Raw genomic sequence first — 26,434 nt, 5'->3', positions numbered from 1 at the left:
AACCGGGAGGAGGCCGCGCCATGGCCCGTCACCACACACCGTCGCAGCCCGCGCCCGCCGCCGGCCTGGCGCCCGTCGCGCCGATGCTCGCCACCGTCGGGCCGCTCCCGTCGGGGCCCGGGTGGGCGTTCGAAGTGAAGTGGGACGGTGTGCGGGCCGCCGCGCTCGCCGAGCCGGGCGGCGACGTCCTGCTGGTCGGCCGCCACGGCACGGACTTCACTGCCGTCTTCCCCGAGATCACCGAGGCCCTGCGGGGCCGGCTGCCCGCCCGCGCCCTGGCGCTCGACGGCGAGATCGTCTGCTTCGACCGGGCGGGCCGGCCCTCGTTCGCCCTGCTGCAACAGCGCTTGCACCTGGTCCATGCCGAGGCGGTCGAACGGGCCGCGCGAGCCGCCCCCGCGACCTACCTCCCGTTCGACATCACCCACCTGGACGCGCCGCTGCTGCAGCTGCCCTATGTCGAGCGCCGGTCGGTCCTCTCCGCGCTGGCGATCGGCGGCACCGGGGTCCGGGTGCCGCCGCACTGGGTGGAGAGCGGTCCGGCCGCGCTGGCCTTCACCCGGGAGCAGCACCTCGAAGGCGTGATCGCCAAGCGGATGGCCTCTCCCTATACACCTGGGCGGCGCTCGCTGGACTGGGTCAAGGTGAAGAACCTGCGCACCGTCGACATCGTCGTCGGCGGCTGGATCGCCGCCGGGACGGCCGACGGCGCCGCGGTGAAGGCCGTTCTCTGCGGTGTTCGCGCGGCCGGGGGCCTGCGGTACGCCGGCAAGGTCGGCTCCGGCTTCGCGATGGCCGAGCGCCGCGCCCTGGCCGTCCTGCTGCGCCGGCTGGAGTGCGACGCGTCGCCGTTCGGCACGCCGGTGACGGGGTTGGCGGCGGGGGAGGTCCCGCACTGGACCCGGCCCACCCTGACGGCCGAGGTCGAGTACCTGCACTGGACCGACGCGGGGCGCCTGCGCCACCCGGTCTGGCGCGGCCTGCGGGGACCGCGACAGGACCTGCCGCGTGGTTAGAGCCGCCCGCCGCTGAGACCCCGTCGCGTGGTGGGGGTCACACCTCCAAGGCCCCTCGGAGGGGCAAGATCCATCGCGGCGCCCAGGTGATCGACTGCCGGCCCGCCTTTCCCGGACGTTCCGTCAGTTCCCTTGTGTGCGAGCTTGGATGGGCCGGACGAGAGCGCATCGAGGCCCGAAGGACAAGAGCCTCAAATACAAGTAAAGCGGACATAAGGGCGCCACTCTGAGGGACCTTCGGATTTCTTGACAGCGTACGAACCATCGGGCAAGAATCCGGGGCACCGGGCGCCGCGCCTCAGCCAGAGGACCGCCGCACCGAAGGCCACGACCGACTCAGGTGTGGCCTGCGGTGGCCACCTCGTCTGCCGGCCGCCGAACCCCGACGGGTCCCTGTCCGGGACCTCGTGCCTTGCTCCGCTGTGTGCTCCCCACGGCCCGGCGGCCCTGCTAGGAAGACACCCCATGCCTGGTTCCACGCGCCCGTTCATAGCTGTCCGGCCCGTTCGCCACGCCGTCCTCGCGGTCATCGGCGGGCTGGCCGTCCTGGCCACCGCCACCGGCTGCGGCAGCAGCACCAGCAGCACGCACGCCGCCTCCGCCGTTTCCCCGGCCGGCACCGCGGCCTCCACCGCGCCGTCGGCAGCCGCCGCGCCGCCCGGCGGGCCGGCGTCGGGCTCGGCGTTGCCCGGTACGGCCGCGCCCGGTTCGGCCGCGCCCGGTTCCACCGTGTCCGCACGGCTCTCCGCCGCGCAGCTGCCCGACGGCGCCGTCGAGGGCTGGAAGCCGCTCACCGCTGCCCGAACGCAGGCCGTGCACACCGGAATCGAGCTCAACGAGTGCGCCTCCGTGGTCGGCGCGGCCAGCTGGCAGCAGCAGGCCTACATCAGCGTCTTCCAGACGCCGGCCGAGCAGGACGTCTTCACCTTCCCCAGCGCCGCCGCCGCACAGAGCGCCTACCAGGCCCTGCAGGCCAAGATGGGCAGCTGCCAGGTCCAGTCCCAGGCCCTGCAGGCCAAGGCACATCTCGCGACGGACGCGCAGGTCGCCACCACGGCCGGCATCGACGCGGGCACCGCCTGGTCGCGGAAGTGGACCGGTGTGGAGGGTGTCTCCGCCGCCGGCCCGCAGACCAACCACCTCTACGCCGTGCAGCGGGGCGCCTCGCTGGCCGTCGTCCACTTCGACGAGTGGGCGGGCGCCCACGCCGCCCCCTACGACACCCAGGCCGACCAGGGCGTGCTGAGCGCCGTCGCCCGGCAGCTGGCGTAGTCCCCCTCGCGTAGTCCCCCCTCGCCCGGTCCTCACCGACCCGGCCCCTCATTCGACTGGTACTCGCCGACCAGTTCTCTCCCCAACGGTCGTCCTGAACCGGTTTTTCCCGACCGGTCCGCTCCCCGACCGATCCTGCCACCACCATCCTGGAGATCCCCCATGTCCCAGCACGGACCTGCTCTGCGACGTTGCCTCACCGGCCTGGTCGGCGTCGGCGTCGCCTCCGTCCTGATCGCGACCCCCGCGTTCGCCGCCAGCGCCACGACCTCCTCCTCGTCCGTCGGCGGCAGCATCTCGCGTGACGAGGTCGTGCAGCGGGCCCAGAGCTGGGTGACCGAGGGCGTGCCGTACAACCAGGGCGCCAACTACAGCGACAGCAACGGCAGCTACCGCGAGGACTGCTCGGGCTACGTCTCGATGGCCTGGCACCTCGGCGACAGCCTGGTGACCCAGACCCTCCCCAGCGTCTCCACCCAGATCGACTCCTCCCAGCTCGCCCCCGGCGACGCGCTCGACTACACCGCCGAGCACGTCATCCTCTTCGGCAACTGGGTCGACCAGTCGGCCGGCACCTTCAACTTCTACGCCGAGAACAACCCGAGCGAGCTCACCAACGAGTACCAGGGCAACCTGGACGCGAGCTCGCTGGACGGCTGGCCCACCAGCTACTACACCCCCTACCGCTACAACAACGTCACCGGCACCGGCGCCACCGCCTCCACCACGGCGCCCGCCCCGGCCTCCACCTCGACGTCGACCTCGACCTCCACCGCGGCCTCGGGATCGACCTCGACCTCCTCGGCCTCGACGTCGGGTTCGTCCTCGTCCTCGTCCTCGTCCTGGTCCTCGTCGAAGGCCGGCCACGGCACGACCCACACCAAGTCCTCGGCCGGCCACGGCCGCTCCTGGTACGACGTCCACGGCTGGTGGTAGACCCTCCCGGGGCCTCCTGAGGATCCCGAGCCCGGCCCCCGTCGCACCCGCGACGGGGGCCGGACGCGTTCCGCGCGAGGGTGGCGCCGTCAGGGCGGGGTCAGCGGCGGGTCAGCCCGATGCTGCCCGCCCGGGCCGGTCAGGCGGACGGCGGCCGCGGCGTGATGACGGCGAAGGGCGCGCCGAAGGGATCGGCGAGCCAGGCCATCCGGCCGACCTCGGGCACGTCCGCGGCCGGCATCAGGACGGACCCGCCGTTCTCCCGCACCCGGGCCACGACGGCGTCGGTCTCGGCCGCGTCGAAGTACGGGATCCAGAGCGGCTTCATGCCCTCCTGGAGACCGGCGAGGCCGCCGAACGACGCGTCCTGCTGGTCGCCGGCGGCGGTGGACAGCACGGTGTAGGTCATCCCGGGCATCGCCATCTCCTGCGACCGCCAGCCGAACAGCGCGCGGTAGAAGGCCAGCACCCCCGCCGGGTCCGCCACGTGCAGCTCGGCCCAGCACAGCGTGTCGTGCTCCGAGGCCTTCTCCAGACCCTTGAAGGTGGCGGGCTGCCAGACGGCGAACTGCGCACCGCCCGGGTCGGTGAGGCAGGACATCCGCCCGGCGTCCATCACGTCGAACGGCTCGGCGCGGACGGTGCCGCCGTGCTGCACGGCCGCCTTGGTCGTGGCGTCCGCGTCCGGGGTCTGGAAGTACACCGTCCAGGCCGGGCTGGCTCCCTCCTCGGTGAGCCGGCCGAGGGCGGCGAGGGTCTTGCCGTCCTTCTGGAAGAAGCCGAAGCCGTCCGCCTCGGGCCCCGCGGACTCGAAGGTCCAGCCGAAGACGGCGGTGTAGAAGGCGGCGCTGGCCGCGGTGTCGGGGCTGGCGACGTCGAGCCAGCTGGGTGCGCCGGTGGTGAAGTCGGTGGAGAGCATCCCGTGTCGTTCCTGCCTTTCGGGTCCTGGGCGGGTGGATCAGGTGTGGAGGTAGCCGTTGGTGCCGTCGTGACCGTCGGCGCCCTCGTCGTCGAACCAGTAGTCGCCGTGCGCGAGGTAGCGGAAACAGACGCGTTCGTCGGCGGGCAGTGCGACGGTGACCGACCGGGTGCCGTTCTTGCGGGTGCTCAACGGGTGGGTGCCGGGCTGCCAGTCGTTGAAGTCGCCGACGACGCTGACCTCCCCGCAGGGGTGGCCGGCGGGCAGGACGAAGGTGATCTGGGTGGTGTCCGGGTGCCGGACGCGCTCCAACATCGATCGTCAACTCCTTCGGAAGGGTGGGGGAGAGGCGGATGGCGTGCCCTCCCGATCCTCGCGCCGCTGCCCGGCCCGCGCAGCCGTACCGCCTCCGTTCGGCGGATCAGCCCTCCTGCGGGGCGGCCCGGCGCGAACGGTCGACGGCGAAGGAAAAAGGCCAACGGCGGTCGCCAAGTGCCGCACTCCGACGGCTTGTCCGCCGACCACTCGGAGTGCGACGGCGTACGCGGTACGGTGACCGGATGAAACCGGACGAGGTCCTGCGCGCCCTGGCGGCGCTGGAGGCGGCCTGGAAGCGCGACGACGTCGCCCTCGCGGCGCTGGCCCAACGCGGTCCGGACGAGGCGGCGCTGCCGGTCCTGGTCGCCGACTACGGTGACATGACCCTGCAAGCCCTGCTCACCCTTGCCTTCCGCGCCGACGGCCTGACGGACCCGGACGAGCTGGAGGAGCGCCTGCGGGTGGACGTCACCGCCCGGGTCTGCACCTCGATCGGCCGGACCCTGACGAGCTGGGCCGCCACCGCCCCCGACGAGTCGGCCGGCGACATCGCCCGCGCCGTGCTCGACGCCATCGTGAACTTCACCGAGGGCGCCGACGAGGACAAGGTGATCCCGCTGCTCACCGCCCTGCGCGCCACGGCCCTGCTGAAGACCGACTGAGACGGTCCCGCGCGGGTCCTCCCGCCCGACGGCCGCCACGGCGCCGACCCTCCCCTGTGAGGTCGGCGCCGTGGACGAGCGGTGGTAGCAGCTCACCGTTCGCCGCGCGGCCCGTTCCGGTTCGGACCGGGTTTGACCGGCCCGAACCGGCCTGAAACCAGAAAATCGTATGTGTGACCGGCGGTCGAATGATTCGATCAGGTTCTACGACGGAACGATCGCCGAGGTGGGCCTGGATGATTCGCGTTGAGCTGGGTGCCCAGGGGCTCGGTCGCACCAGGTTCGCGATGAGTCCGCTGAACACCGCCCAGGACCTGCTCTTCATGCTGGGCCGCTACCCGCAGGAGATGGACCCGCGGTGGCGGGCCCGCGCCGTCGAGGCCCTGCGCGACCGGCGGTTGGGACTGCTGGCGGTACTGTGCGGCGGCGGTCCGCACGGCTACGCCCCGGACTTCCCCCGTCCCGAACCGGCCACCTTCCAACCCTCCCTGGACACCGACCTGCACCAGGTCGTCGGCACGCCCGCCGAACGGATCCGCTACGAGCTGGGCGCCGCCCTGGGCGGTCACGCCTGGGGGGAGGAGGACGCCGACCGGCCGCCGCGGCTGCTGCTCGCGGCGCTGGAACGCGGTGAGGACCACCTCGCCCAGCGCGTCGCCGACGAGCTGGAGCAGTTCTGGCGACTCGTCCTCGCCCCCGACTGGTCCGACATCCGGTCGCGGTTGGAGGACGACGTCACGTTCAGGTCCGGCGTCGTCGCGCGCGAGGGGCTGACACCGGCCCTGGAGCGGCTGGCTCCGGACCTGCTCTGGCGCGAAGGCGGCCTGGAGTTCACGGCCAGTTCCCACGAGAAATGCGTCGCGGCCGACACCATGGTGCTGGTGCCCAGCGTCTTCTTCACGAAGCCGATCTTCTGCGCCGGTGAGCCCGACGGAAGCGCCGACCCGCGTCCCCCGCTGATCGTGTATCCCGCGATCCCGTCCTCCCGGGCGGCGGGCCCGCTGAGCGACGAGCTGATCGGGCCCACCCGCGCGCAGCTGCTGGTCGAACTCAGCCAGCCCCGCAGCACCGTCGAACTCGCCCGCCGCCTGCACCTGAGTTCGGCGACCGTCTCCTACCACCTGCAGATCCTGCATCGGGCCGGACTCCTGCAGCGCACCCGCCACTCCCGCAGCGTCCTCTACCAGAAGCTCCCCGACCGGACCTCGGCCTGATCCCTGCCGACCCGCGACCGACCCTCAGGCCGCAGAGCGGTGCAGGCTGTCCAGCGCGGCCAGTTCGCCGGTGGAGGGCCGCAGGTCGCCGGCGGCCACGTTCTCGACGAGGTGGCCGAGGTCTCCGGTGTCGGGGATGGCGAGGACGTGCGGCCCCTGGTGCAGCGTCCACAGGGCCTGGTTGATCAGCTCGTTGGCGGAGCGCAGCGCCGAGAAGTAGAACGCGGCGGTGTCGATGTGGTTCACCCCGATCTCGACCGCGCGGCGCAGCACGGCGATCGCGCGGGCTCGGCCGCTCGGGGCCGCGTCGGGGACGAAGGCCGGGCCGTGCTGCGGCAGGCGCATCGCACCGAAGCCGATCCGGTTGACGCTCAGGCTGCCGGGCTTCCAGGTGCCCGATGCTGACGCGATGAAAGATTCGGGGGTGTTGTCCGATGTCATGTCCATATGATCGGTACGCGGTACTGTGAGCAGCCACTGATTAAGCTGTGACTGAACCATGGGGGGTGATCGTCGTGGTGGCAGAACTGGCCTTCTCGGCCAACGATTTGGCGCAGCTGCGCTTCGCCGTCTCGCCGATGTGGGAGATCGCCCCCAGTTTCCGGCTGCTGACCTCGGACGCCGGCTCCGCGCACCCCGTGCACCGGCGCTGGGTCGAGCAGGTCCGGCCGCGGGTACTGGCCGCCGGCCTGGACCGGGGCTGGCTGGCCGAGTTGATTCCGCCCGCCGGGTACGTGCCCGACTTCCTCAACCCGGCGCCCGCCGGCCCGGCTCCCACGCCGGCGCAGGAGCTGGCCGGGATCCTCGCCTCTCCTGGTGCGCGGGTCCGCCAGGACCTCGACCACCTGAAACACCATCAGGGCACCCTCGGCCCCCGGCTGCGGACCCTGTACGCCGAGCCGCAGGCCCGGATGCCCCGGGTCGTCGAGGCGGTCGAGGCCTACTGGCAACTGGCGCTCGCCCCCTACTGGGCGCGGATCCGGGCCGTCCTGGACGCCGACGTGTTCCACCGGGCCCGCCAGGTCGCCGAACACGGCGTGGGTCACCTCTTCAACGACCTGCACCCGTCCATGCGCTGGGAGGACAACGTGCTGCGCGTGGTGCGCCGGCAGCGGACGCTCTCGCGCCGGACGTCGGGCGCGGGCCTGGTGCTGATCCCCACGGCCTTCACCGGAGCGACCCTGCGCACCCGGGTGACCCGCCCCGACCCTCCGCAACTCGCCTACGCGGCACGCGGGGTGGGCACCCTCTGGGAACCCCGTCCGGTCACCGGCATCGCCGCCATCGCCGCCGTGCTCGGCCGGTCGCGGACCCAGCTGCTGACCGAGCTGGAGACCCCGGCCTCCACCACCGAACTGGCCCGCCGCACCGGCATCTCCACCCCCGGCGTCTCCCAACAGCTCACCGCCCTGCGCGAAGCCGGGCTGGTCAGCGCCCACCGCGCCGGCCGCTCCGTCCTCTACGCCCGCACCGCCGTCGCGGAGTCCGTGCTCGCCGCCGGCTCCCGGTAGGGCGGGGGCGGCTCACGGGTTGGTGTACTCGAAGGTGTGCGGGAGGTCCGGGGAGAGCTCGGGGATGTCGCCGAGGCCCGGAAGCGGGTGGTAGTGGAGGCTGTTGATGGCGGCCTCCAGCTTGTGCGGCAGGACCAGCGGGCGGCGGCTGTGGCACTGCCGGATCAGGTCCCGCTGGACGTCCGGGGGGAGCAGGGCGCGCAGTCCGCCCTCGGTGTGCTGGTGCAGATGGGCGGTCAGGCGGCGGGCGTGGGCGCGCCAGTGTTCGGCGGTGCGGTGTTCGGCCTGTTTGCGGTGGGCGAGGAAGAGGCAGAAGGCGGCGTTGCGGCTGTCGCTGCCGGCGGCGAACCGCCACCAGAAGGCGGCGGCGTCGCGGTAGCCGGCGAGGTGGAGGAGGCAGCCGAGGATCAGCGCGCCGGCGGGTTCGATGTCGTCGGTGTCGGCGAGCTGGCGCAGGCCGGCGGCCGCCTGGGGGGCGGTGAGGATGACGGTGACGGCGAGGTCCAGGTCGTGGGCCGCCTGGTCGCAGGGGGCGGGGAAGCGGTGCGGGACCTCGTCCCGGGGCCGGGCCCGCCTGGCCTCGACGGCCTGCTGGGCGCGGGCGAGGGCCGCGTGGGTGTCGTAGTCGTCGTAGTCGTCGGTGAGGATCTGCGCCCCGGCGAGGACGGTGTCGATGGTGGGGCGCGGCTGGTCGGTGCGCATGGTCAGTCCTCCAGGTCTGGTGGGGCGGGCAGGTGCAGTTCCCGGGCGAGGGCGCGCCTGGCGTGCCGGATGTGGGAGCGGACGGTCGCCTCCTCGATGCCGAGGCGCTCGGCGGTCTCGGTGGCGGTCAGGCCCAGGACGTAGCGCAGGACGACCGTGTCGTACTGGCGGTCGGGCAGCAGGGCGATGGCGGCGTAGAGGCCGAGTTCGCTCTCGATGACGGCGAACTGGTCCCGCAGTTCGCTGACGAGGAGTTTGCCGATGGTGGCCTGGAAGGCCGCGGTGCCGACCAGGGCGGGCTGGTGGTGGTGTTGTTGGAGCCAGGTGTGCACGTGGTCCTTAAGCAGCGTCCAGGCGTGACCCGGGACGGATTCCTGTTCGAGGACGTGCTCCCAGGTCTCCAGCAGGTCGGCGCACAGGGCGTCGACGACGCTCTGCGCCGCCCGGCGGCTGCCGACCTGGGTGTGCGCGTAGCGGAGCCAGAGTTTGTGGTGGTACTCGTGGAAGGCGGCGAACGTCATCACGCTCTGCCGCCAGTGGGGGTGTTGGCGCGGGAGGTGCTCCTCCGTCAAGGTCGGTGTCGATGGCAAGGCCGGTGCCGACGGCGAGGTGGTGGGGATCCGGGCGGCGTTCCCCCAGACCGCCATGGCTTCCCGATCGATGGTCACGGATGTCCCGGTTCGTGGGCACCGCACCGCTCCACGGTGGAGCGGACGTCGGTGGAGACACACACGTTCTCTTGACTGTCAGCCAACCGGATAAAACGGCCGAACGTGCAGGACGCAGCGAAGATCTTTGACGCTCCGGATAAGTGTGACTACTTTCCGCGCACGCTCGGCCCGATCTTGCCGCTCTCGGCCCGGCCCGGCCGTCGGGCAGCCATCATGGGTGCGGAGGGTCGGCCGCAGGGCCGGGCGGGCGGCAGCGAGGGGGCGCACGATGGCGCGCGAAGACGGCGTGGTGGACCTGGAGCTCGACCGGGCTCACTCGGCCCGAATGTACGACTACTTCCTGGGCGGCACCACCAACTTCCCCGCCGACCGCGAGGCCGCCGCCCGAGCGATGACGGTGTTCCCCTCGATCCTGGCGACCGCACGGATCAACCGCCGCTTCATGCACCGATCGACCCGCCTGCTGGCCGGCGAACTCGGCATGGCGCAGTTCCTGGACATCGGCACCGGAATCCCGACCTCACCCAACCTGCACGAGGTCGCCCAGGGCCTGCACCCGCGGGCCCGGGTCGTCTACACCGACAACGACCCCATCGTCCTCACCCACGCCCGCGCGCTCCTGGAGAGCCATCCCGCCGGGCGCACCGCCTACGTCCAGGCCGACGTCACCGACCCCGAGGCGCTCCTCGCCTCGCCCGCCCTGCTCGACACCATCGACCTCACCAGGCCCGTCGCCCTGAGCCTCAACGCGCTGCTGCACTTCGTCCCCGACGACCGCGGCGCCCACCGCATCGTCGACCGCCTCAAGGACGCCCTGGCCGCCGGCAGCACCCTCACCATCACCCACGCCACCCCCGACTTCGACCCCGAGGGCATCCGCCGCCTCACCTCCGCCTACCAGGCCGCCGGCACCCCCGGCCAGGCCCGCGGCAAGGACGAGATCACCCGCTTCTTCGACGGCTGGGACCTCCTGCACCCCGGCGTCACCGCCACCCACCTGTGGCGCCCGGACCCCGGGGACGACGCCACCACGGTCACCAGCATGGAGGCCTCCTGCTACGCGGGCGTGGCCCGCAAGCCGTGAGCCCCGCCGGGAGCTGACGCCCTCAGGGGCGTCGGGTCAGCGCGCTGTCGGCGGCGGCGAGGATGTTGCGGAAGGTACGGGTGATGACCGGCTTCGCGAAGTGCCGGGTGAGGAGTGCGCCGAACAGGGGGACCGGGATCTCGGCGCGGGTGGTCCAGCGCACGAGAGTGCCACCGTCGACCTCGGCGAACGTCATGCGGCCGAGCTCGTGCCTGGCCGGCGGCAGGCTGCGTTCGACGACGTACTCGGTGGCGTACGGCGGGTCGTAGCGGGTGATGCGCTCGCGGAACCAGCCGATCAGCCAGAGGTGGCTGCGCACCGCGCCGACACCGTAGGGCGCGCCCTCGCCGCGCCCGGTCAGGCGGCAGCGCAGGATCAGCGGCGAGGCCGTGTAGTTGGTGGTCGTGGTGAGCCAGGCGAAGACGTCCGCGACAGGGGCGTCGATGACACGTTCGACCGTCATGGTTTCCATGGCTGATGACCTCCTGGGTCGAGCGGGGGCGCCGTCACGGCGCCCTGCGGTGTGTCCGGGCTGTGCGTGCTCTTTCTCTGCTGCCTGCTCTGACACCGCGCAGTGGCGGACTGTGACATCCCGCCCGCTGTGGGCTGCCTCACACCCCCGCCGCGACGCCGTTCCGGTCGGCGGGCCGCTATCCCGTGGGCCGGTTGCGGCCGGTGGAGAGACGATGGAGGACACCGGCGAACGGAGGTCCAGCGGGCCGGGGCAGCTGCTGACGGGATCGGCGGAAGGAGGGCCAGCCATGAGCGCGGGAGATGCGCCCGGGGCCGGGCGCGGCCCGGGCGGGGTCGTCCCGTCCGAGCCCGGCGGCCTGCTGGACGTGCTGAGCCTGGCCGCCGCGGTACTGGACTCGGACGGCCGGATCGTCCTGTGGAGCCCGCAGGCCCAGGAGCTGTTCGGCTGGAGCGCCGATGAGGTGCTGGGCCGGCACGCGGCCGAGGTCCTGGTGGCCGAGGAGCACGTCGGCGCGGTCCTGGAGCTGTTCGTCGAGGTCATGGAGGGCAGCGGAAGCTGGGCGGGGGTCTTCCCCGTGCGGCACAAGGACGGCAGCATCCGGCCGATGGAGTTCCGCAACATGCGGCTGCAGGACCGGGAGGGCGGGCTCTACGCGCTGGGGATCGCCGCCGACGTGGCCACCCTGCGCGGGTTCGAGCGGGACCTGGCGCTGTCGGCGCGCCTGGTGGCCCAGTCCCCGATCGGACTCGCGGTGCTGGGGACCGATCTGCGGTACGTCCTGGTCAACCCGGCGCTGGAGCGCATCAACGGCCTGTCCGCCGCGGATCACCTCGGCCGCACCGTCCGTGAGGCGCTGCCGTTCCTGGACGTCGAAACCATCGAGTCCGCGATGCAGCAGGTCCTGGCCAGTGGGGCGGCGCTGGTGGACGAGTTCACCGTCGGCCGGACCCGGACGGACCCGGGCGTCGAGCACGCCTGGCGGGCGTCGTACTTCCGGCTGGAGGACCCGGCCGGGAGGGTGATCGGGCTGGCGACCTCCGTCCTGGACGTCACCGAGCAGTACCGCGCGGCCACCGAGGCGGCCGAGGCCCGGCGGCGGCTGGCCCTCATCGCCCGCGCCTCGGTACGGATCGGCAGCACGCTCGATCTCGACCGGACCGCCCGGGAACTCGCCGACTTCGTCGTTCCCGACTTCGCCGACGTCGCGGCGGTGGACGTCCTCGACGCGGTCCTGAACGGACGCCCGACCGGTGCGGCCTCCGCGGCGGCGCCCGCGACGTTCCGGGCCCTCGCGGTGGCGGCGGCGCACGCCACCGAGGCCGTCCGGGCCGCCGACCCCGTCGGCGAGATAGCCAGGTACGACGCGGACCGACTGGTCACCCGGTGCGTGACCACCGGACGCCCGGTGCTGGTGGCGCACGTCGAGGCCCGGGACCTGCCGCGGATCGCCCGCGACGACGAGTCGGCCGCCCTGCTGGCCCGGGCCGGCCTGCACTCGTACCTGGCCGTGCCGCTGATCGCGCGCGGCGAGGTCCTCGGCGCACTGGACCTCAAACGCACCCACCACCCACTGCCGTTCGACGACGACGACGTGGTGCTGGCCGGCGAACTGGCCGCCCGCGCCGCCGTCTGCATCGACAACGCCCGCTGGTACCAGAGCCAGCGCCACGCCGCCCTGACCCTCCAGCGGCACCTCCTCCCGCACCAGCCGCCCCAACTCGTCGGCCTGGAGGTCGCCTACCGCTACCAGCCCGCGGCGGCGGTCGGCGAGGTGGGCGGCGACTGGTTCGACGCCATCCCGGTCTCCGGCGACCGGACCGCCCTCGTCGTCGGCGACGTCATGGGCAGCGGCATCAACGCGGCCGCCACCATGGGCCAACTGCGCACCGCCACCCGCACCCTGGCCGCCCTCGACCTCGACCCGGCCGAGGTGCTGCGCCACCTGGACCGGATCACCCAGGGCCTGGAGGAGACCATCGCCACCTGCGTGCACGCCGTCTTCGACCCGGACGGCGGCCGGTGCCGCATCGCGACGGCGGGCCACCTGCCGCCCGTCCTGATCCGCCACGACCGCGCTCCGGCCCTGCTGGAACTGCCGTCCGGTGCGCCGCTCGGCGTGGGAGGCGTCCCCTTCGAGGCCACCAGCCTCCTTCTCGGGCCCGGCGACCGGCTGGTGCTGTACACCGACGGCCTGGTCGAAACCCGCGACCAACCCATCGACACCCGCCTGCAGACCCTCCTCGACCTGCTCGACGAACCCCGGCTCCCCCTGGAGGCGACCTGCGACCGCCTGCTGTCCGCCCTGCGGCACCCGGACGGCCACGACGACGTCGCCCTGCTCATCGCCCGGGTCGACCCGCACCGCCGCTGACCGCGCACGGCCCGGTAAGGCCGCCGTGCTGCTCCCTCCGGCGTCGACTTCCGGGTACAACGGGCCTGGCCATTCGGGGAGTTTCCGCGAGTAACGCTGGCGGTGCGCCCCGGTGGCCGCGCATATTCGAGTGGGGCTCGGGCCCACCTGAGCGCCAGTCATATTTCCTTGCGCGTAGGAGGAGTTACCCATGACGAACCGCAGGATGATGACGGCCGCGGCCGTTCTCGCGGTCCTGGCCCTGCCGTTGAGCAGCGGCCTGGCGGGCGCCGAAGCGCCCTCGGGCCAGGCCGGTCCGAGCGTGCTGGCGAGCCCGCCGGACAAGGCCGGGGACGTCCTTGCCACCGGCTCGATCACGGCCGTCAGGCCCGCCGACGGGTTCGCCCCGCAGGACACCATCGTCTGTACGCCGCAGGTCCAGAACCCGCACAACTCCAGCCACGTCAACGGCACGGTGAACGTGGTCGTCACGCTGAAGTGCACCAAGGCGGTGCCGGACATCGCCATCCGCGCGGCGCTGTACCGCAACAACCTGCTGGTGAAGGATTCCGGGCAGAAGAACGTCGCCAACAGCAGCTCCGCCCAGAACAACGCGGCCGTGCCCTGCTCGAACGCGAACTACCAGGGGTGGATGTCCTACGGGGTCGCCTTCCCGCCCGGGTACACTCCGCCGACCGGTTCCGGTTCGGGCTTCGGCAACCAGGTCTCCATCACCTGCTGACCGGCGAACTGCGGTAGCCGCAGGCAGTGGTGGGCGAGAGGAGAACGGCATGAGCGGTACCGCGCTCGACATCCTGCGGCGCCGGGTGGAGGCACTCGACGCGGGACCGGCGTCCGACGACTCGCCCACCGCTGACCCCCGGCTCGCGCACTTCGTCTCCGTGCTGAGCTCCTGCACGAACACCCAGATGGCAGAGGAGTTCGCCGAGTCCGGCGGCCCGGCCCTGCTGCGCCCGGCAGAGGCCGACGAGGCGACCCGCCGCTGCCGCCTGCTCACCGCCGTCGCGCGCGAGGAGGAGGGACTCGTCGCCGGACCGCTGCGCCGCTCCGAGCAGTGCTGGATCGCGTCCGGCCCGGCGCCGGCGGCGTCCCGACTGCTCGACGCGGACCGGGGCGGTCCGCACCCGCCGAGCACGAAGCCGTTCGGGCTCGGCCTGTTCACCTCCACCCGGACCCGGCGGGGCGACAGCATGTGGCAGATGTACCTCGACCCCTACCGTGGGTCGGATCTCTTTCCGCTGCCCTGGTACAGCTGGCGCCTCACGGCGGCCGAGGACAGCCGGATCCGCGAACTCGCCTCGGCCGCCGACTGGGTGGGCTTCGTCGAGGAGTACGCCCGGCCCGGCGACGGCCTGCTCCACCCGGACTGGGCGCGGGTCGCCGCGGACCACGACGGGGTGCACATGACGCTGGCGGCGATCGTCGCGACCCAGGGCTTCCGGTTCCAGGCGGCCGGCGGGGTCACCGCCGCGCCGTACTGGGACGTCGAATCGACGCTGTGGCTGCGCTGGGTCTTCGCCGCAGTCGAGGAGATCTGACCGGCCCGCGGAGGCGGCCGGTCAGATCCGCTCGCCCGGGACGGCCGCGTACAGCGCGCGCAGTCCGTCCAGCGTCGCTTCGTCGCCGGGGAACGTCAGGTCGCCGATCGCGCTGATCGTCCGCACCCCGATCGAGGTGTTGGTGGCGAAGGCGGTGCGCATCGAGGCCAGGTCGCCGGTCAGGACGGGGGCGGTGGTGCGCTGTCCGCAGGCCTCCTGGAGCAGCCGCATGGTGATCCCGGGCAGCACGTCGGCCTGCGGCCAGCACAGCTCGCCGCGCCCGTCCACGAAGCCGATGTTCCAGGTGCTGCCCTCGGCGATCCGGCCGTCGGGCTCGACGAACAGCGCGTCGTCGAAACCGGCCGCCTGGGCCGCTCTGCGCAACCGGAGCTGGCTGTACAGCCCGACGTGCTTGACCGCCGCGTGGTCGCGACTGAAGGTGAACGGTTTCGCCGTCAGCGGCGGTGGCGTCGATCCGTCGCCGGGACGGGTGGTGACCAGGACCGCCGGGTCCGCGTCCGCGCCGGGGCGCAGCATCGACAGCGCCGGGTCGAAGACGGTGACCCGCACGGTGACCGTCCCGGCTCGCTCGCCGACCTCCCGGCGCAGGTACCCGCGCACCCGGTCGGGGTCGAGCCGCGCCCCGAACACCGCCCGGCAGTCACGGACCAGGCGTTCCAGGTGCAGCGAGAGACCGCGTACCGCGCCGTCGCTCACCAGCATGGTGGTGAAGTGTCCGTAGTTCGTCAGGGCCAGCGCTTGCAGCGCGTCGGGGGACGCCGGTTCTCCGTTGACGGTAGCCATCCGGCCATTCTGGCAGCGGGCCGGGGGCGCGAACGCCTACGCCGGCCCCTCGGCGGCCAGCGCCCGGACGTCCGCGATGGTGTCGGCCTCCTGCGCGCTCTTGTCCGTCCGGTACCGCAGCACCCGGGCGAAGCGCAGCGCGAGCCCGGCGGGGTAGCGCGGACTGCGCTGCAGCCCGTCGAAGGCGACCTCCACCACCAGCTCCGGCCGCACCCGCACGGTCCAGGCGTCGCGCCCTACCTCGCGCTCCAGCAGCTCGCGGGTCTGGAAGGCGAGCGTCTCGTCCGTGAGCCCCTTGAACGTCTTGCCGAGCATCACCCACTCGCCGGTGCCCTCGGCCAGCCCGCCGGCGCCGTCCCGCCGGGCCCCCAGGTGCAGGTTGCTCAGCCACCCCCGGCGCCGCCCGCTGCCCCACTCGGCTGCCAGCACCACCAGGTCCAGGGTGTGCCGGGGCTTCACCTTGATCCAGCCGGCTCCCCGGCGCCCGGCCGCGTAGCGGGCGGCCGGGTCCTTGACGACGACGCCCTCGTGGCCGTGCGCGAGCGCGTCGCGGAAGAAGGCCTCGGCCTCGCCGCGGTCGCCGGTGACCAGTCGCGGCACCCGCAGCCCGGCCGGGACGGCCTCGGCCAGCGCCGCGAAGCGCTGCTCCCCGGGCAGGTCGAGCAGCGCGTGGCCGTCGCGGTACAGCAGGTCGAAGAAGAAGACGCTGAGCGGGACCTCCGCGCGCAGTGCCTCGGCGTCGCGCTGGGAGGCGGTCCGGGCGGCGGTGACCTGGAAGGGCCGGGGCCGGCCGTCCGGGCCGAGCGCGAGGGCCTCGCCGTCGAGCACGGCGGAGCGCACCGGCAGGGCGAGTGCCGCCTCGACCACCTCCGGGACCCGGGCGGTGATGTCGTCCAGGCCGCGGGTGTGGACGCTCACCCGGTCGCCCTCGCGGTGGACCTGGACCCGGATCCCGTCCAGCTTCCACTCCAGTGCGGCCGGGCCGATCCGCTCCAGCGCCGCGGCGACGTCCGGCGCGGTGCCGGCGAGCATCGGGCGGACCGGGCGCCCGACCTCCAGGCCGAAGGCGCGCAGGGCCGCCGCTCCTCCCTCCATCGCGGCCTGCGCGACCGCGGCCGCCGAGCCGCGGAACATCAGCGCCCGCCGCACGTCGGCGGCCGGGACGCCGGCGGCCGCGGCGACGGCGTCCCCGAGCACCGCGTCCAGCGCGCCCTGGCGCAGGTCGCCACCCAGCACCCGGCGCAGGAAGTCCTGCTCCTGCGCCGTGGCGCGGGAGAAGAGGAGGGCCAGCCGCCGCCGGCGCTCCGCCTGCGAGCCGGGTCCGCGCAGGTCCGCGAGGGCGAGCAGCTCGGTTTCGGTCTGCGCGATGCCGAGTTCCGGCTGCCCGGCCGGGGGCGGCAGGTCCCGCAAGGCCGCCGGGCCCACCCCGGTCCGTAGCCGACGGGACTCCCCGGAGAGCAGCAGGACCGCCGCGTGCAGGTCGGCAGTCGGCAGGTCGCGCAACAGCTCGGCGAGCAGGGCGGTCTTCGCGGTGCGGGCCGGCTCCTCGGCCGTCGCCCGGGAGGCGGCGGCAACCCGTTGCAGCAGCATGGGCCCATTCTCTCCCCGGGGTGTGACACCAGGCGCGCTGTCCGACCACGCTGCGTCACTCGGACGGCGGTGCGACGGGGGCCGGGTGGCGGTGCGCGGTGAGCGTGCTCACACCCCCTCCGAGGCCTACGACCGCGCGTAGTTGATCGTTTTCACGGTCCGCTGCCGGGTGACCCCGGAGACCGTCGGATTGAGGCCGTGGCGGTCGCCCGCGCGGGGTGGAAGCGGGTTTCAAACCCGCCAGTCGCCTGAAAAATGTCCGAATTGCACCAAAATAGAAGGTTTAGAACGCCGCGGAGGGTCCCGTCGGTGATCTTCAGAACCACGCGAAATTCGATGTTTACTACGACTGAGCGTCGTAACAGGGGGTCTTGGCGAGCGGGGAGCGGCCCGCTAACAATGGCGGAGTCGTCAGACGCCGCAGCAACCTGTCACGCTGCGGCGCCCGTTCAGGCCCTCGCTCCATGAGGCGCCCCGCGCCCCGTCCCGACCCCTCGGCCCCTGTCCGGCCGCTGGTCCTGGTGGACGGGAGCGCAGCCAACCGATTGAGGCTTTCTTCCCCATGCGAATTTTCTCCACCCGTCTGCGCACTTCGGTCGCGCTGCTCGCCTCCGCCGCCGGTATCGCCACCCTCGGCAGCGTGGTCGCCCCCGCCGTCGCCTCCGCCGCGACCCCGGCCTCCTCCGTGCAGGCCATCGCCGCGCAGATCGTGCCGGCCAACCAGCTGGCCTCCTTCTCCCAGATCGTCTCCCACGAGAGCAGCTGGAACGTCACGGCCACCAACAGCTCCTCCGGCGCCTACGGCCTGGTCCAGGCGCTGCCCGGTTCCAAGATGGCCTCGGCCGGCGCGGACTGGAAGACCAACCCCGCCACCCAGATCAAGTGGGGCCTGGACTACATGAACACCCGTTACGGCAGCCCGAACGCCGCGTGGGCGTTCTGGCAGGTCCACCACTGGTACTGATCGGCCCTCACCGGCCCGGCCACGGCCACCGGTGGTTGATCCGACCCGCTCGGGTCGTCTCCCCACCGATGGCCGCAGGCCCGGACGGCAGGTACGGTCCTCCTGTCCCACTCAAGCCACTACCGCGGCGCCCCGGGCGTCGGACAGGGGCTCCCGGGGCGAAGGAAGGGGCCCGGCGCGCGTTTTCGCGTTCCGGGCCCCTTCCGCATGCCGTCTCACCGGTCGTCAGGACCACCAGGGCGCCCACGCCCCGACCCGCGCCGAGCAGGGGGCGCAGCCGCACCGGGCCCGCACCGGCGACGGCGCCTGCCAGGAGGGCCGGCCCCCGTCCGCCCGCCGCCGTCGGCGCGGACGCGGCTCGCCGCTTCGCCCACTCGGCGCGGATGACGGCCCGTTCGGTTCGGTCCGGACCGGTGGTGGGGACTTCGACGTGGTTGGTGGTCCTCATGCCGACCTCCGAAGAGCTCCGGTGGTGGTCCCCCGACGCCCGGATCCGGCCGTCCACTCATCACGCTAGGCGCCGCCGGGCGGCCAACCGTAGTACCCGGGGGCGGTCCTGCCGGCCGGGGTGGTACCCCAGTACCACCCCGGCCGGCCACCGGTGGATCCGCCCGGGTGGCCGCGCGGCAGAGCGCCCTGCGGCGGGGGAGTCGGGGAGCGATCCGCGGGAAGACTGAGGTCATGTCCTGGGAAACGGATCGACTGATGCTGCTGACGGCGGTCGAGGAGGCACGTGCCGGCCTGGCCGAGGGCGGCATCCCGATCGGGGCCGCGCTCTTCGCCCCGGACGGCTCCACCCTGCTCGGCCGCGGGCACAACCGCCGCGTGCAGGACGACGATCCGTCCATGCACGCGGAGACCGCCGCCTTCCGGGCGGCCGGGCGTCAGCGCTCGTACCGCGGCACCACCATGGTCACCACGCTGTCACCGTGCTGGTACTGCAGCGGGCTGGTCCGCCAGTTCGGGATCTCCCGGGTGGTGGTCGGCGAGACCCGCAGCTTCGAGGGCGGGCACGGCTGGCTGGCGGAGCACGGGGTGCAGGTCGTCGTCCTGGACGATCCCGAATGCGCCGCCCTGATGAAGGACTTCATCGCGACCCGTCCCGACCTGTGGAACGAGGACATCGGCGTCTGACGCCGTCCTACGCCGCGCGGTGGGTCAGTATCCGCCGGACGATCCGGGCAGGTCCGGTCCCTCGGCCGCGGCCAGCCCGGGCTGTTGGTAGATCCCCAGGACGTTCCCCCCGGGATCGCGGAACCAGGCGAACTGCTCGGGCGCCTCCGGGTCGACCGGACGCAGGATCTCGCCGCCGGCGACCACGATCGCCTGGACCGCGGTGTCCGCGTCCGCGACCATCACGTACACCAGCAGCCCGGGATCGGCCGCCGGCGGCCGGTCGAGCGTCCACCTGCCGCTGACCCCGCCGACGGTGTCGTCGAACGCGACCCGGCCGCCGTCGTCGTGCCGGATCGACCAGCCGAAGGCACGGTGGTAGAACTCGGCGGAGCGCTCGATGTCGACGGCCGGGATCTCGACGTAGCAGATCTTGCCGGTCCGGTAGCCCGGCAGGGCCGAACTGGTCATGGGGACTCCTCCGCGCCTTCGTCCGGTCGGTCTAAGCCGTCTCGCTTGCATTGTCCGCCCGCCGGGCCGCCCGGGCGAGGCCAGCCGCCACCGCCCGCTACCGTGGGTCACGGGCGGTGGCCGGTCACGTCCCCGGTCAGACCTGGTACCGGTCCGGGGCGAAGGCGTCCAGGTGGGCGGCGACCCAGGCCGAGGTGCGTTCGAGGCCCTCGGCGAGTTCCACCCGGGGCTTCCAGTCGGCGAGTTCGCGGGCCCGGGAGTTGTCCGAGAGCAGCCGCTCCACCTCGCTGCCGGACGGGCGCAGCCGCGCCGGGTCGACCACGACCCGCGCCTCCCGGCCCGAGGCGGCGATCAGCGCGTGGGCGAGGTCGCCGATGGAGACCTCGCTGCCGGTGCCGAGGTTGACCGCCTCGCCCAGCGTCCGATCGCTCGCGCCCACCGCCAGGAAGCCTTCGGCGGTGTCGCCCACATAGGTGAAGTCCCGGGTCGGGGTGAGCGATCCGAGCCTGATCTCGGTTGCCCCGGCGTGCAGTTGGGCCAGGATCGCCGGGATCACCGCGCGGGCGGACTGGCGCGGACCGTAGGTGTTGAAGGGGCGCACCACCGAGACGGGCAGGTCGAAGGAGTGGTGGTAGGAGAGCGCCATCATGTCCGCGCCGATCTTCGAGGCGGAGTAGGGCGACTGCGGCTGCAACGGGTGCTGCTCGCTGATCGGAGCGGTGATCGCGGTGCCGTAGACCTCGCTGGTGGAGGTGTGCACCAGACGGGCTCCGTGCCGCAGGCAGGCGGCGGCGACGTTCTGGGTGCCCACCACGTTGGTCTGCACATACGCCTCGGGGGCCTGGTAGCTGTACGGGATGCCGATCAGGGCGGCGAGGTGGAAGACGGTCTCGCAGCCCTCCACGGCGTCCAGCACCCGGCCTGCGTCGCGCACGTCGCCGGCCGTCATCTCCACCTCGCCACCCGTCAGGTAGCGGGCCAGGTAGCCGCGTTCGGCGTACGGCTTGTAGTGCACCAGGGCGCGTACCTCGGCTCCGCGGGCGACCAACAGGTCCACCAGCGTGCTGCCGATGAAGCCCTCGGCGCCGGTGACCAGGACCTTGCGGCCGTTCCAGTACTGCTCGACGTTCGTGTTCATGCGGTCCTCCGGGGTCATGGGCGGGAACGGGGTCATGCGTGGCAAGCGGGTCATGCGTGGGACGGGGTGGGTGCGGCGCGGCCGATGGTGCGCAGCACCTTGGCGGCGAGCAGGTCGGCCGCGCGGGCGTGGGTGCCGGGGTCGGCGGACCGTCCCATCGCGGCGAGCCGTCGCGGGTCGGCGAGCAGGGGCTCGGTCAGTTCGGCCAGCCGTTCGCCGGTGCACTCGGCGTCGGGGAGCAGGAGTCCGGCGCCGGCGTCCGAGAGCACCCGGGCGTTGTGGGTCTGGTGGTCGTGCGGTGCGTGCGGGTAGGGGACCAGCACCGCCGGGACTCCGACGGTGCACAGCTCGGCGACGGTCGACGAGCCGGCCCGGCAGACCACCAGATCGGCGGCGGCGTAGGCGAGGTCCATCCGGTCCAGGTAGGGGACGGGTGCGGCGATCGGGGAGTCGGCCAGCTGCGCCCGGACGTCCTGGTAGGCGGCGGGTCCGGTCTTGATCAGCAGGCGGACGTCCGCGCGGTGGCGCCAGCGCCGGGCCAGGGCGACGGCGGCCTCGGTCAGCCGGGTCGCGCCGAGGCTGCCGCCGTTGAACAGCACCAGCCGGGCGTCGAGCGGGACGCCGTACGCCCGGCGGGCCTCGGCCCGCAGCGCGGCGCGGTCCAGCGTGGCCACCGCGCCGACCAGGGGCATGCCGACGGTCTCGGCCGTCGTGCCGGAGGGCAGGTGGGCCCGGGTCCGGTCGAAGGCGAGGGCGACGTGCGGGGTGAGCCGGGCCGCGAAGCGATTGGCCCGGCCGGGGACGGCGTTGGATTCGTGGATCACGCTCGGCAGTCCGGCCAGGCGGGCCCCGACGATCACCGGGGCGCTCGGGTAGCCGCCCATCCCGACCGCCACCTGCGCGCCCTGGGCGCGCAGCAGCTCCTGGCACTGGCGCCCGGAGCGCAGCAGCGCCGCGGGAAGCAGGTAGCGGCGCAGGCCGAGTGCCGCGTCGAAGGGGATCATGTCCACGGTGTGCAGCGGGTAGCCGGCCTCGGGGATCAGCCGGGTCTCCAGGCCGCGAGCGGTGCCCACAAACGAGATCACTGCTCTCGGTTCGGAGCGGCGCAACGCTTCGGCCAGGGCGAGGCCGGGGTAGATGTGCCCGCCGGTGCCGCCCGCACCGATCACCACCGAGAGGGTGGGCCGGTCGGTTCGTCGTTCTGTCGGTTCTTCGGTCCGCATGGCACCGCAGCCTGGCCAGCGGGGTTAAGAGAGTTCTAATAGCTCGGTTTGAGAGGGTTGTCCCCATGAGCAACCAGCTGAAGATCCTGGTCGTGGACGACGACCCGGAGGTGCGCGGCGCCGTCGAGGACGGCTTGGCCGTCGAGGGCTACGCCGTGCGCGGCGCCCCGGACGGCTTGGCCGCCCTCACCGAACTGACCCGCTGGCAGCCCGACGCGCTCGTGCTGGACGTGCTGATGCCGGTCCTGGACGGCCTCGCCGTCTGCCGCCGGCTGCGCGCGCTCGGCGATCGCACGCCGGTCCTGGTGCTCACTGCCCGCGACTCGGTGAGCGACCGGGTGGACGGCCTGGATGCCGGCGCGGACGACTACCTGGTCAAACCCTTCGCCCTGGACGAACTGGCCGCCCGGCTGCGCGCGCTGCTGCGCCGCACCGCCGCGGACTCCTTCGACACGGGCGCGGGCGCCCCCGGCGCACCCGGCACGATCGGCGTCGGCGACCTGACGATCGACCCGGTCACCCGCACCGGACGTCGGGCCGGCCGACCTCTGGAGTTCTCGCGCACCGAGTTCGCCCTCCTGGAGCTGCTGATGCTGCACCCCGGTCAGGTGTTGCCGCGCGAGGTGATCATGGAGCGGGTCTGGGGTGTCGACTTCGGCCCGGACTCCAACTCGCTCGCCGTCTACATCGGCTACCTGCGCCGCAAGCTGGAGGCCGGCGGCGAAGCCCGGCTGGTGCACACGGTGCACGGCATCGGCTACCGGCTGGACCCGGCGTGAGAGCGCACGCCCGCTGGCGTCGCCGGTGGCCGCTGCGCACCCGCCTCGCGCTGGCCGGCTCGGCGGCGGTCGCCCTGGTGGCCCTCGGCGTGTGCGCGGCGGCCTTCACCATCGTCCGTTACGAGCTGCGCCACCAGCTCGACCTGCACCTGGTCCAGCAGGTCACCCTGTTGCAGCAGCAGGACCGCAACCGCGAGCTGGGCGTGATCTACGGCGAGTGCGGCTACCTCGCCGCGCCCGCCTGTACCCAGCTCGTGCCGGCCGCCCCGAGCGCCGACCCGGCCTCGCCGTACCTGCTGCCGGTGACCGCGACCACCCGGCAGGTCGCGGCCCAGCGGCACGGCGCGTACTACACCGACATCCAGGTCAGCGGGCATCCGGCGCGGATGTACACCGCGCCGTTCGCCGCCGGGCAGGCCGTCCAGGTCGCGCTGCGCTCGGACGCCGTCGAGCAGGGCGTGCGCCAGGCAGGGGAGTTGATGGCGGCGGTGGCGGGCGCGGGCGTGCTGCTGGCCGGTGCGCTCGGCTACGTGGTCGCCCGCACCGGCCTGGCGCCGGTGGCCCGGCTGACCGCGACCGCCGAACGGATCGCGGCGACCCGCGACGCCGGCCTGCGGATCGAGCTGCCGCCGGGCCCGCCGCCGGGCCGCCGCGAGGACGAGCTGACCAGGCTGGCCGGCAGTTTCAACACCATGCTGGGCGAGTTGGAGCAGTCGGTCGCGGCCCGGCGCCGCCTGGTCGCCGACGCCTCGCACGAGCTGCGCACCCCGCTCACCGCGCTCCGCACCAACGCCGAACTGCTGGCCCGCGCCGACCGGTTGACCCCGGCTCAGCGCGAGCGGGCGTCGACCGGGCTGCACCGCCAGCTGCGCGAGGTGACTGGCCTGGTGAACGACCTGATCGAGCTGGCCCGGGACGAGGAGCCGCAGCCGCTGCTGGAACAGGTCCGCCCGGCCGCGCTGGTCGAGCACAGCGTCTTCGTCGCCCGCGACCACTGGCCCGCGGTGGCGTTCGACCTGGTCATCGCGCCGGACACGGTCGGCCTCACGCTGCCGGGCGTGCCCGCACGGCTCTCCCGGCTGCTCTCCAACCTGCTGGACAACGCGGCCAAGTTCAGCCCGCCGGGCGGCCCGGTGGAGGTGACGCTGACCGGCTCCCCGCGCGACCCGCTCGAACTGACCGTCCGGGACCACGGCCCGGGCATCGCCGCCGAGGACCTCCCGTACGTCTTCGACCGCTTCTACCGGGCGTCGGCGGCCCGCGCGCTGCCCGGCTCCGGGCTCGGGCTCGCGATGGCCCGGCAGATCGCCCAGGCCCACAGCGCCGTCCTCACCGCGGAACGGGCCCCGGACGGCGGGGCGCTGTTCCGGCTGCGCTTCCCCGCCGCCCGGGCGATACCGTGTCGCCCGACGGATCACCAGGGGGACGGATGACAGCGCCGCGGCACGAGCTGAACGACCGGCTGGTGGCAGCCGTCACCGCCAGGGACCCGGACGCGGCCCGGGCCGCCCTGGACGACGGCGCCGACCCGGACACCCCGGGCCCCGACGGCCTCCCGCTGCTCTGTACCGCCCTCGCCGGATTCGACCACGAGAGCGCGCGGGCCCTGACGGAGGGCGGCGCCGACCCCGACCGCGAGCTGCCCGACGGCACGACACCGCTCCTGCGGGCCGTCGACCTGGGCTCCCCGGCGCTGGTCGGCGCGGTGCGCGGCAAGGATCCCCGGCTGCGGATCCCCGAGGGCGCCCGCCGGCGGATGCTCGACCTCGCCCGGCACTGGCACGAGAGCGGCGAGGCCGAGGAGTTGCGCCGCCGCACGGGGGCTGCGGGCCCGGCCGCCCTGCGCCTCGTGCAGGACGACGAGTACGCGGAGGTCGAGGAGGTCTCGCTGGGCGGGCTGACCGTGCGGGCGGGCCACAGCGCCGTCCTCAGCTCGCTGGAGTGGGACTTCGGCGTCCTGCCACCGGTGGCGGAGCTGGTGGCACGTGCCGTCCCGTACGCGCAGGGCTCGCACGTCAACTGGTACGCGGCCTGTGACGCCGCCGCCCGTCGGCGGAGCCCGCAGGCCTGGTCCGACCTGGTGGCCCTGCGGCACCACCCCGGGCCCGTCCACCGGCTGTTCCTCGCCGCCGTCCTGTGGGACCGGAACTTCCAGGCGAACTTCGGCGACCGCCAGGACACCGGCGGGGACCGGGAGTTCCTGGCCGCCTGGGCGCTCGACGAGCCGGACGGCGGCGTGCTCGCCAAGGTACTGGACGTCTACACCGAGGAGGAGCACCCCGGCCAGGAGGTGGTCGGCCTGCGCTACGCCGACCACCCGGACCCGCGCGTGCGGCGCGAGGTGCCGTACTGCCTGAGCCGCGAGCGGGCCCCGCTCGGCGCGGCCGCCGGCGCGGCCCTGCTCGTCCTGGCGCGCGACCCCGATCCGGGGGTTCGTGGCGTCGTCGCCCGGATCCTCGGTGCTCCGCGCGAGCTCACCCCCGCGTTCCGGCAGGCCCTGCTCACCCTGATCCGGGATGCCGACCCGGGCGTGCGGGGCCGCGCGGCCGAATCCCTGGCCGGCTCCGACGACCGGTCGGCCGCTGTCACGCAGGCGCTCGCCGCCCTGCTGGACGAGGAGGAGCAGCTCCTGCGCCTGGAGGCCGCCTATGGCCTCGCCCTCCGCGACGACCCGCGCACCGACTGGGCGTTCGAACGCGTCGGCCCGCTCGGCCCCGGCTTCGAGCACGACCACCGGGTGGCCGCCCACTGGCACTACCAATGGCGCAACCGCCCCGACCGGAGCTGAATCCGGGGGTGGGGCGGCTGCGCCGGACGGACGGGTCTCAGCAGGTGAAGTCGACGGCGTAGAAGGTCGCGTAGTGGTCGGAGGTGTAGTAATCCTCCTGGTTGCCCTCGCCGGTGATGATGCGTCGGGTGCCACGGGTCCGGGCGCCCGGGGTGATAACGGTGTACTCGTGGTAGTAGCCGACCGGCTCGTCGGGCAGGACGCCCTCGCGGTTGTCGAAGACCACGCCGTCCTGGCTGAAGGGGAACGGTCCGTCATCGGCGATGAGCGAGAGCGTGTCGTCGGCCTGGCTCGGCAGGGCGCTCTGGCAGACGTTGCCGCTGACGTCGGCGTGGGCGACGCCCGCGAAGCCCACGACGGGGGCGAGGGCAAGCAGGGCGGCGGTGACAACAGAGGCGGTACGTGCCTTCAGGGCACGGGAAGAAGTTCGCATGCCAGGAGTGTGACGCCGCGTCACCATTGCTGGGAATGCCCTCAGGAAGTCTTCATGTTCACGTAAACAAACGGCTGCTGACGGGACGTCTCCCGGCAAGGCCCCCGCATCCTTGGTCCCCTGCGACCGCACCGTGCACGGGCCGAACAGGCGTTTCGGGGGCGGAACTTGGGGTGTTCACCGGACGCCTTCCGGCTCGTGGCGACGCGCGTGAAAAGTTCACCTTTTCGCCAGTCCACCGACAAGCTTCGGCCCGCCGTGCGCCCCTACCCTGAACACCGAACCCGCACCGCCGCACCGAAGTACCGCCGCACCGCCGCACCGAGGCCCGGGCGTCGCCGCCCGGTGGCCCCCACCGCTTCGCCGTCACACCATGGACCCACGGGTCGGTGTGGCGGGCTCCCGCGTGTCCGTGTCCGTCTCACCTCCCCTGAGCCGGCAG

General features: G+C 73.4%; 26 protein-coding genes and 1 pseudogene. 15 read left to right on the top strand and 12 right to left on the bottom strand.

Going from position 1 to position 26,434, the window contains the following annotated elements; all coding sequences use genetic code 11:
- Positions 1 to 20 precede the first annotated feature (20 nt).
- From ligD to BS80_RS37400, 3 genes are all read left to right on the top strand, one after another.
- On the top strand, positions 21 to 1,016 hold the full coding sequence (ligD, locus tag BS80_RS02015; RefSeq protein WP_051965691.1) for a non-homologous end-joining DNA ligase: 996 nt from the start codon (positions 21 to 23) through the stop codon (positions 1,014 to 1,016).
- 465 nt (positions 1,017 to 1,481) lie between these two features.
- Positions 1,482 to 2,288, top strand: a complete 807-nt coding sequence (locus tag BS80_RS37405; RefSeq protein ID WP_051965684.1) for a hypothetical protein — start codon at positions 1,482 to 1,484, stop codon at positions 2,286 to 2,288.
- A 162-nt stretch (positions 2,289 to 2,450) separates the two neighbouring features.
- Positions 2,451 to 3,224, top strand: a complete 774-nt coding sequence (locus BS80_RS37400) for a C40 family peptidase (RefSeq protein ID WP_051965680.1) — start codon at positions 2,451 to 2,453, stop codon at positions 3,222 to 3,224.
- A gap of 139 nt (positions 3,225 to 3,363) precedes the next feature.
- Here BS80_RS37400 and BS80_RS02000 read toward each other — a convergent pair whose 3' ends face one another.
- Positions 3,364 to 4,143 (bottom strand): VOC family protein, encoded by a 780-nt coding sequence (locus BS80_RS02000; protein ID WP_035791915.1) that lies wholly within the window; start codon positions 4,141 to 4,143, stop codon positions 3,364 to 3,366.
- A 39-nt stretch (positions 4,144 to 4,182) separates the two neighbouring features.
- Positions 4,183 to 4,458 (bottom strand): isoamylase early set domain-containing protein, encoded by a 276-nt coding sequence (locus tag BS80_RS01995; RefSeq protein ID WP_035791912.1) that lies wholly within the window; start codon positions 4,456 to 4,458, stop codon positions 4,183 to 4,185.
- A gap of 245 nt (positions 4,459 to 4,703) precedes the next feature.
- Here BS80_RS01995 and BS80_RS01990 point away from each other — a divergent pair, with 245 nt between their 5' ends.
- Positions 4,704 to 5,123 carry a hypothetical protein gene (locus tag BS80_RS01990; protein WP_035791911.1) on the top strand — a complete coding sequence of 140 codons (420 nt, stop codon included), beginning with the start codon at positions 4,704 to 4,706 and terminating at the stop codon, positions 5,121 to 5,123.
- Positions 5,124 to 5,359: 236 nt separating this feature from the next.
- Positions 5,360 to 6,337, top strand: coding sequence for an ArsR/SmtB family transcription factor (locus BS80_RS01985; RefSeq protein WP_157535768.1), 978 nt, complete (start codon positions 5,360 to 5,362; stop codon positions 6,335 to 6,337).
- A gap of 171 nt (positions 6,338 to 6,508) precedes the next feature.
- Here the strand turns inward: BS80_RS01985 and BS80_RS43985 are convergent.
- A pseudogene (locus BS80_RS43985) lies at positions 6,509 to 6,778 on the bottom strand (aldo/keto reductase); the annotation flags it as partial.
- A gap of 74 nt (positions 6,779 to 6,852) precedes the next feature.
- On the opposite strand from BS80_RS43985, the gene BS80_RS01975 reads away from it, so the two are divergent.
- Positions 6,853 to 7,848: an ArsR/SmtB family transcription factor gene (locus tag BS80_RS01975; protein ID WP_232246344.1), complete on the top strand. Its 996-nt coding sequence runs from the start codon at positions 6,853 to 6,855 to the stop codon at positions 7,846 to 7,848.
- A gap of 12 nt (positions 7,849 to 7,860) precedes the next feature.
- Here the strand turns inward: BS80_RS01975 and BS80_RS01970 are convergent, their stop codons facing one another.
- A complete protein-coding gene (locus BS80_RS01970) occupies positions 7,861 to 8,550 on the bottom strand; it encodes a hypothetical protein (protein WP_051965678.1) in 690 nt (229 codons plus the stop codon).
- A 2-nt stretch (positions 8,551 to 8,552) separates the two neighbouring features.
- Positions 8,553 to 9,122, bottom strand: a complete 570-nt coding sequence (locus BS80_RS01965) for an RNA polymerase sigma factor (RefSeq protein ID WP_063771889.1) — start codon at positions 9,120 to 9,122, stop codon at positions 8,553 to 8,555.
- A gap of 367 nt (positions 9,123 to 9,489) precedes the next feature.
- On the opposite strand from BS80_RS01965, the gene BS80_RS01960 reads away from it, so the two are divergent.
- Positions 9,490 to 10,305: an SAM-dependent methyltransferase gene (locus BS80_RS01960; protein ID WP_035791906.1), complete on the top strand. Its 816-nt coding sequence runs from the start codon at positions 9,490 to 9,492 to the stop codon at positions 10,303 to 10,305.
- Positions 10,306 to 10,327: 22 nt separating this feature from the next.
- On the opposite strand, the gene BS80_RS01955 is transcribed toward BS80_RS01960, so the two are convergent.
- On the bottom strand, positions 10,328 to 10,777 hold the full coding sequence (locus BS80_RS01955) for an SRPBCC family protein (RefSeq protein WP_035791905.1): 450 nt from the start codon (positions 10,775 to 10,777) through the stop codon (positions 10,328 to 10,330).
- A gap of 289 nt (positions 10,778 to 11,066) precedes the next feature.
- Here BS80_RS01955 and BS80_RS01950 point away from each other — a divergent pair, with 289 nt between their 5' ends.
- The 3 genes from BS80_RS01950 to BS80_RS01940 all read left to right on the top strand — a co-directional run bounded on the left by BS80_RS01950 (position 11,067) and on the right by BS80_RS01940 (position 14,689).
- A complete protein-coding gene (locus BS80_RS01950) occupies positions 11,067 to 13,151 on the top strand; it encodes a SpoIIE family protein phosphatase (RefSeq protein WP_035791903.1) in 2,085 nt (694 codons plus the stop codon).
- A 190-nt stretch (positions 13,152 to 13,341) separates the two neighbouring features.
- Positions 13,342 to 13,872 carry a hypothetical protein gene (locus tag BS80_RS01945; protein WP_035791901.1) on the top strand — a complete coding sequence of 177 codons (531 nt, stop codon included), beginning with the start codon at positions 13,342 to 13,344 and terminating at the stop codon, positions 13,870 to 13,872.
- Between the two features lie 49 nt (positions 13,873 to 13,921).
- Entirely contained in the window at positions 13,922 to 14,689 is a 768-nt protein-coding gene (locus tag BS80_RS01940; RefSeq protein ID WP_035791898.1) for a hypothetical protein, read from the top strand.
- 21 nt (positions 14,690 to 14,710) lie between these two features.
- On the opposite strand, the gene BS80_RS01935 is transcribed toward BS80_RS01940, so the two are convergent.
- Complete coding sequence (locus BS80_RS01935; RefSeq protein WP_035791897.1) at positions 14,711 to 15,493, bottom strand: aminotransferase class IV; 783 nt, start codon at positions 15,491 to 15,493, stop codon at positions 14,711 to 14,713.
- Between the two features lie 36 nt (positions 15,494 to 15,529).
- Positions 15,530 to 17,083: an ATP-dependent DNA ligase gene (locus tag BS80_RS01930; protein ID WP_035791894.1), complete on the bottom strand. Its 1,554-nt coding sequence runs from the start codon at positions 17,081 to 17,083 to the stop codon at positions 15,530 to 15,532.
- 562 nt (positions 17,084 to 17,645) lie between these two features.
- Between BS80_RS01930 and BS80_RS01925 the strand changes: the two genes are divergently transcribed.
- Positions 17,646 to 18,047: an aggregation-promoting factor C-terminal-like domain-containing protein gene (locus BS80_RS01925; protein ID WP_035791888.1), complete on the top strand. Its 402-nt coding sequence runs from the start codon at positions 17,646 to 17,648 to the stop codon at positions 18,045 to 18,047.
- Between the two features lie 681 nt (positions 18,048 to 18,728).
- Positions 18,729 to 19,181: a nucleoside deaminase gene (locus tag BS80_RS01920; RefSeq protein WP_035791885.1), complete on the top strand. Its 453-nt coding sequence runs from the start codon at positions 18,729 to 18,731 to the stop codon at positions 19,179 to 19,181.
- A 24-nt stretch (positions 19,182 to 19,205) separates the two neighbouring features.
- Here the strand turns inward: BS80_RS01920 and BS80_RS01915 are convergent, their stop codons facing one another.
- The 3 genes from BS80_RS01915 to BS80_RS01905 form a co-directional block, all read right to left on the bottom strand.
- Positions 19,206 to 19,631, bottom strand: a complete 426-nt coding sequence (locus BS80_RS01915) for a VOC family protein (protein WP_051965674.1) — start codon at positions 19,629 to 19,631, stop codon at positions 19,206 to 19,208.
- Between the two features lie 136 nt (positions 19,632 to 19,767).
- A complete protein-coding gene (locus BS80_RS01910) occupies positions 19,768 to 20,769 on the bottom strand; it encodes an SDR family NAD(P)-dependent oxidoreductase (RefSeq protein ID WP_035792944.1) in 1,002 nt (333 codons plus the stop codon).
- Between the two features lie 50 nt (positions 20,770 to 20,819).
- Positions 20,820 to 21,992, bottom strand: coding sequence for a UDP-N-acetylglucosamine--N-acetylmuramyl-(pentapeptide) pyrophosphoryl-undecaprenol N-acetylglucosamine transferase (locus tag BS80_RS01905; protein ID WP_051965672.1), 1,173 nt, complete (start codon positions 21,990 to 21,992; stop codon positions 20,820 to 20,822).
- Positions 21,993 to 22,057: 65 nt separating this feature from the next.
- Here BS80_RS01905 and BS80_RS01900 point away from each other — a divergent pair, with 65 nt between their 5' ends.
- From BS80_RS01900 to BS80_RS01890, 3 genes are read left to right on the top strand one after another with little or no spacing between them, the layout of a single operon-like run.
- Positions 22,058 to 22,771 (top strand): response regulator transcription factor, encoded by a 714-nt coding sequence (locus tag BS80_RS01900; RefSeq protein ID WP_035791883.1) that lies wholly within the window; start codon positions 22,058 to 22,060, stop codon positions 22,769 to 22,771.
- A complete protein-coding gene (locus BS80_RS01895) occupies positions 22,768 to 24,204 on the top strand; it encodes a sensor histidine kinase (protein WP_232246310.1) in 1,437 nt (478 codons plus the stop codon). Before BS80_RS01900 ends, BS80_RS01895 begins: the two co-directional genes overlap by 4 nt.
- Entirely contained in the window at positions 24,201 to 25,559 is a 1,359-nt protein-coding gene (locus BS80_RS01890) for a HEAT repeat domain-containing protein (RefSeq protein ID WP_035791881.1), read from the top strand. The genes BS80_RS01895 and BS80_RS01890 overlap by 4 nt, the downstream gene beginning before the upstream one ends.
- Before the next feature lie 37 nt (positions 25,560 to 25,596).
- On the opposite strand, the gene BS80_RS01885 is transcribed toward BS80_RS01890, so the two are convergent.
- Positions 25,597 to 25,992 (bottom strand): ribonuclease domain-containing protein, encoded by a 396-nt coding sequence (locus BS80_RS01885; protein WP_035791877.1) that lies wholly within the window; start codon positions 25,990 to 25,992, stop codon positions 25,597 to 25,599.
- Positions 25,993 to 26,434 lie beyond the last annotated feature (442 nt).

The sequence above is a fragment of the Kitasatospora mediocidica KCTC 9733 genome (genome assembly GCF_000744225.1).
GTDB lineage: Bacteria > Actinomycetota > Actinomycetes > Streptomycetales > Streptomycetaceae > Kitasatospora > Kitasatospora mediocidica.
The sequence above is the reverse complement of the archived record's forward strand: the minus strand, read 5'-3'. Positions and strand labels throughout refer to the sequence as shown.

Excerpts from the sequence above, each read along its gene's own strand:
- BS80_RS37405 (WP_051965684.1), top strand. The coding sequence starts at position 1,482 with ATGCCTGGTTCCACGCGCCCGTTCATAGCTGTCCGGCCCGTTCGCCAC.
- BS80_RS01950 (WP_035791903.1), top strand. The coding sequence starts at position 11,067 with ATGAGCGCGGGAGATGCGCCCGGGGCCGGGCGCGGCCCGGGCGGGGTC.
- BS80_RS01970 (WP_051965678.1), bottom strand. The coding sequence starts at position 8,550 with ATGCGCACCGACCAGCCGCGCCCCACCATCGACACCGTCCTCGCCGGG.
- BS80_RS01915 (WP_051965674.1), bottom strand. The coding sequence starts at position 19,631 with ATGACCAGTTCGGCCCTGCCGGGCTACCGGACCGGCAAGATCTGCTAC.
- BS80_RS01995 (WP_035791912.1), bottom strand. The coding sequence starts at position 4,458 with ATGTTGGAGCGCGTCCGGCACCCGGACACCACCCAGATCACCTTCGTC.
- BS80_RS01990 (WP_035791911.1), top strand. The coding sequence starts at position 4,704 with ATGAAACCGGACGAGGTCCTGCGCGCCCTGGCGGCGCTGGAGGCGGCC.
- BS80_RS01925 (WP_035791888.1), top strand. The coding sequence starts at position 17,646 with ATGCGAATTTTCTCCACCCGTCTGCGCACTTCGGTCGCGCTGCTCGCC.
- BS80_RS01985 (WP_157535768.1), top strand. The coding sequence starts at position 5,360 with ATGATTCGCGTTGAGCTGGGTGCCCAGGGGCTCGGTCGCACCAGGTTC.
- BS80_RS01920 (WP_035791885.1), top strand. The coding sequence starts at position 18,729 with ATGTCCTGGGAAACGGATCGACTGATGCTGCTGACGGCGGTCGAGGAG.
- BS80_RS01940 (WP_035791898.1), top strand. The coding sequence starts at position 13,922 with ATGAGCGGTACCGCGCTCGACATCCTGCGGCGCCGGGTGGAGGCACTC.
- ligD (WP_051965691.1), top strand. The coding sequence starts at position 21 with ATGGCCCGTCACCACACACCGTCGCAGCCCGCGCCCGCCGCCGGCCTG.
- BS80_RS01910 (WP_035792944.1), bottom strand. The coding sequence starts at position 20,769 with ATGAACACGAACGTCGAGCAGTACTGGAACGGCCGCAAGGTCCTGGTC.
- BS80_RS01905 (WP_051965672.1), bottom strand. The coding sequence starts at position 21,992 with ATGCGGACCGAAGAACCGACAGAACGACGAACCGACCGGCCCACCCTC.
- BS80_RS01890 (WP_035791881.1), top strand. The coding sequence starts at position 24,201 with ATGACAGCGCCGCGGCACGAGCTGAACGACCGGCTGGTGGCAGCCGTC.
- BS80_RS01945 (WP_035791901.1), top strand. The coding sequence starts at position 13,342 with ATGACGAACCGCAGGATGATGACGGCCGCGGCCGTTCTCGCGGTCCTG.
- BS80_RS01885 (WP_035791877.1), bottom strand. The coding sequence starts at position 25,992 with ATGCGAACTTCTTCCCGTGCCCTGAAGGCACGTACCGCCTCTGTTGTC.
- BS80_RS01935 (WP_035791897.1), bottom strand. The coding sequence starts at position 15,493 with ATGGCTACCGTCAACGGAGAACCGGCGTCCCCCGACGCGCTGCAAGCG.
- BS80_RS02000 (WP_035791915.1), bottom strand. The coding sequence starts at position 4,143 with ATGCTCTCCACCGACTTCACCACCGGCGCACCCAGCTGGCTCGACGTC.
- BS80_RS01955 (WP_035791905.1), bottom strand. The coding sequence starts at position 10,777 with ATGGAAACCATGACGGTCGAACGTGTCATCGACGCCCCTGTCGCGGAC.
- BS80_RS37400 (WP_051965680.1), top strand. The coding sequence starts at position 2,451 with ATGTCCCAGCACGGACCTGCTCTGCGACGTTGCCTCACCGGCCTGGTC.
- BS80_RS01930 (WP_035791894.1), bottom strand. The coding sequence starts at position 17,083 with ATGCTGCTGCAACGGGTTGCCGCCGCCTCCCGGGCGACGGCCGAGGAG.
- BS80_RS01900 (WP_035791883.1), top strand. The coding sequence starts at position 22,058 with ATGAGCAACCAGCTGAAGATCCTGGTCGTGGACGACGACCCGGAGGTG.
- BS80_RS01960 (WP_035791906.1), top strand. The coding sequence starts at position 9,490 with ATGGCGCGCGAAGACGGCGTGGTGGACCTGGAGCTCGACCGGGCTCAC.